This window comes from Streptococcus mitis (assembly GCF_001074635.1).
Classification (GTDB): domain Bacteria; phylum Bacillota; class Bacilli; order Lactobacillales; family Streptococcaceae; genus Streptococcus; species Streptococcus mitis_E.
In genome coordinates, this window is sequence record NZ_JUQO01000174.1 from 1 (window position 1) to 3,725 (window position 3,725).

Sequence of the window (3,725 nt, forward strand, 5' to 3'; positions counted from 1 at the left end):
ATAAAAAAGAATTTATTGCATTTAATAATCGTTTCAATAGATTTATTTTAGCGTTTGATCAGTTAAAAAAAAATCAACATAAAAGTGGTGTTGACAAATCCATTACGTTGAATGAGGTACATTTGATTGTTGTGATTGGGAAAAATCAGCCCTTAAATCTAGTAAAATTATCTGAATTATTAGAAGTTTCGAGAAGTGCAATAACTCAAAGTGTTAGGAGATTGATTCAAAAAAATTTAGTTGTTTTTGATTTTGAACCGAATAATGGGAAAAATAAATATTTGAGATTATCTGAAAAAGGTATCGAAGTTTTTAAAATCCATAAGGAGCAACAAGCACATATTGAAAAATCAATCTTTTCAGTTTTAAACAACTATAGCGAGGGGGAACTTCAAACAGTTGTGAAATTGATGGATGATATTGAAAAGGTGTGGGGAGAATTACCGTGGTAAAAGTCGCGGTAAATTTCAAATATAATTGTTAAGTAAATTAACAAAAAGGAGAAGATATGACTGTAAACATAGAGCAGATTTCACAAACAGATTTAGCGGATGAATCTTTTTATATTGCTATTAATGGTTTAGAACCAAGGGCAATGTATTGTGTAGAAATGTACCTGTCTGATTATTACTGTATAAATGCTCCCTTGCTTTTAGATCATGATGTTATATGGAAATCAACCGCAATTTTTTTATCTGATCAGGACGGTATGATTGATACCTCTCAGACAGCATCTATTTCGGGATCTTATAAAGGGATTTCAGAAATGGGATTATTCTTTAATGCGAAACCGTTGAAGAATAGGAAAAGGAGATTACCGAGTTCTCTTGATAGAATTCCATTACGAGATTGTTTTGGTGTTGAAATTAAAATCAGGCTAGGGAAAGATGTGGTCGCGGAGCAAAGTTTTGTAAGGCGTTATATGAATCTAGGAGTAAGATATCAAGATATCTATGACAAGCATTTTCAAGGTCGATTATTTTATGATGAAAAGTTAAGAAGGGCGCCAGCCGTGATTATTGTTAGTGGTAGTGAGGGAAGAATTGAAAAAGCTCAGAATATTGCCCAACTTTTATCTTCAAGAGGCTATATTTGTCTTGCGATAGCTTATTTTGGTTTAGAGGGATTACCCCAAAATTTAGAACGAATTCCAATAGAATGTCTGGAGGAGGCGAAAGATTTTCTATATCATCATCCTCAAGTTGATAATACAAAAATAGGAATATATGGTCGCTCTAAAGGAGCAGAACTTGTTCTGGCTGGACAAAGTATTTTGAAAGATGTGCAATGTTTGGTACTCAATTCCCCCTCAAATGTAATATTTGAGGGAATAAAGGGAAAACTCAACTCTCATTCATCTTCTTGGACATATTTACAAAAAGAACTTCCGTATCAAAAATTTCAGTTAGGAAATTATTTGTTAAACAAGTTTTTTGGAAAACATATTCCTGAAGATAGTAGGGCTCAGATTGATGTGAGTAAAATTTCCTCTCCTTTATTATTACTAGGAAGCGATGTTGATGAAATATGGAATGCATCATCCGCGATAGATGATATCATTTCACATTATAAAGGGGAATCCATTTTGTTTAAAAAATACCATGAAACAGGGCATATGTTGACGATTGCTTATCAACCGAATCATCGTTATAGAAAAGATTGGCGCTTATTAATGAAAGAAAGTGTAGACTCTTGGTTTGCTACGATAAATTTTTTTGATACACATCTGAAGAATTTGTAGATAGTGCTGAACCGTACTATAATAGTCCCAACTAAGATAAAAACACAGTTCTGGTTGGTAGTCCAGTCTACAAAAGCAAACACTAAAACAAGAGAAATTTGAATACAAACAGTAAAAAATAGAGAGAAGCATAAAGGGAATTAACTCACTCGTTCCCATATTTGATTATTCCTCTATAAAGTGGATGGATGATTTTTATAAGAGGAGTTTGCATTATTGAATAGAAAACCAAGTGTTTCCTAAAATTTTCATTGAGATATGTTATACTATATTCAATAAGTGAAACAAGGAGAATGCTATGCCAGTAAATGAATATGGTCAGATAATTGGGGAGTCAATAGAAGGTTATACACCCGGTGCACTGCCTTCTATTGATTTCTTAGAAGGGCGTTATGCTCGAATAGAGGCTCTTTCAGTGGAAAAGCATGCGGAGGATTTATTAGCTGTTTATGGCCCTGATACGCCTCGGGAAATGTGGACCTACCTCTTTCAGGAACCAGTGGCAGACAAAGAGGAACTGGTTACTCTTTTAAATCAGATGTTGGCTCGTAAGGACCGTTTTTACTATGCAATCATAGACAAGGCAACTGGTAAGGCTTTGGGAACTTTTTCTCTCATGCGCATTGACCAGAATAACCGAGTAATAGAAGTGGGAACTGTCACTTTTTCTCCAGAGCTCAGGGGGACACGGATAGGAACAGAAGCTCAGTATCTTTTGGCTCGCTATGTCTTTGAAGAGCTTAACTATCGTCGCTATGAATGGAAATGCGATGCCTTAAATCTGCCATCCAGACGAGCAGCGGAACGTTTGGGCTTTATTTATGAAGGAACCTTCCGTCAGGCAGTGGTTTATAAGGGACGGACGAGGGATACGGATTGGTTGTCTATGATTGATAAGGACTGGCCTCAAGTCAAAGCTCGCTTGGAAACATGGTTGCGTCCTGAAAATTTTGATAAAAATGGACGGCAGTACAAGAGCTTGAGAGAACTCTAAGAGGTGTTGAGATGATTACTATTAAAAAGCAAGAAATTGTCAAGCTAGAGGATGTTTTGCATCTCTATCAGGCTGTCGGTTGGACAAACTATACCCATCAAACTCAGATGCTGGAGCAGGCCTTATCTCATTCATTAGCGGTTTATATGGCGCTTGATGGCGATGCTGTGGTGGGCTTGATTCGTTTGGTTGGAGATGGATTTTCATCAGTTTTTGTACAGGATTTGATTGTTTTGCCTAGCTATCAGCGCCAAGGGCTTGGTAGTGCCCTAATGAAAGAGGCTTTAAAAGATTACAAAGATGCCTATCAAGTCCAGCTGGTGACAGAAGAGACAGAAAAAAACGTGGGATTTTATCGTTCTATGGGTTTTGAAGTCTTATCCACCTATGATTGTATAGGAATGACTTGGGCGAATCGAGAAAAATAATAAAACTTGTTTTTTCTTAAGCAAAGTTTAAGGATGGTCTAGTATCATATAGTCATTAAATAAAGACCTCCTAACTTTATTTAATGAAATCCTAAAACTTTTTTTCATCATAATCTCCTAATGAAGTCACCCAATCAGGTGGCTTTTTTCGTGGGTAGGTGATGGTGATAGAATTTTTTTGTAAAATAGTAAAATATGAGAAAAGTTAAGCTAGTTTTAAGCTTCGTCATGTATCATATAGTTATTAAATAAAGACCTCCTAACTTTATTTAATAAAATCCTAAACTTTTCTTTTTCATAATAATCTCCCTTAACTCCACCCAATCAGGTGGAGTTTTTTGGCTCTAATTCAGGCTTTTGGGAACTATTCTAAAAATCATTTTTCGATAACTTTCGCTTAACCTTGAACGTTTTGTCGTACAGTGGTTAAAGAGGATGTAAAGTTTTGACAAATTTTGTGAACTGTGGGATAATGGAGAGGAATTAAGGATTAGTTCTATATCATGGACTAGAAAAGACCCCAAGCTCACGACCAAATAAGCTTGGGGTCTTTTTTGACACT

The 3,725-nt window shown here is 35.7% G+C and carries 4 protein-coding genes; all 4 read left to right on the forward strand.

What is annotated here, in order from left to right:
• Positions 1–452, forward strand: a 452-nt coding sequence (locus ADI58_RS07185) for a MarR family transcriptional regulator (RefSeq protein ID WP_049522009.1), incomplete at its 5' end; no start/stop codon positions are given.
• A 56-nt stretch (positions 453–508) separates the two neighbouring features.
• Positions 509–1,741, forward strand: a complete 1,233-nt coding sequence (locus tag ADI58_RS07190) for an acyl-CoA thioesterase/BAAT N-terminal domain-containing protein (protein ID WP_049522010.1) — start codon at positions 509–511, stop codon at positions 1,739–1,741.
• A 298-nt stretch (positions 1,742–2,039) separates the two neighbouring features.
• Positions 2,040–2,735, forward strand: a complete 696-nt coding sequence (locus ADI58_RS07195) for a GNAT family N-acetyltransferase (RefSeq protein ID WP_049522011.1) — start codon at positions 2,040–2,042, stop codon at positions 2,733–2,735.
• Positions 2,736–2,746: 11 nt separating this feature from the next.
• Entirely contained in the window at positions 2,747–3,163 is a 417-nt protein-coding gene (locus ADI58_RS07200; protein ID WP_049522012.1) for a GNAT family N-acetyltransferase, read from the forward strand.
• Positions 3,164–3,725 lie beyond the last annotated feature (562 nt).

What these genes read in the sequence shown, in the direction of transcription:
- ADI58_RS07190 (WP_049522010.1), top strand. Translation starts at nt 509, where the DNA reads ATGACTGTAAACATAGAGCAGATTTCACAAACAGATTTAGCGGATGAA.
- ADI58_RS07195 (WP_049522011.1), top strand. Translation starts at nt 2,040, where the DNA reads ATGCCAGTAAATGAATATGGTCAGATAATTGGGGAGTCAATAGAAGGT.
- ADI58_RS07200 (WP_049522012.1), top strand. Translation starts at nt 2,747, where the DNA reads ATGATTACTATTAAAAAGCAAGAAATTGTCAAGCTAGAGGATGTTTTG.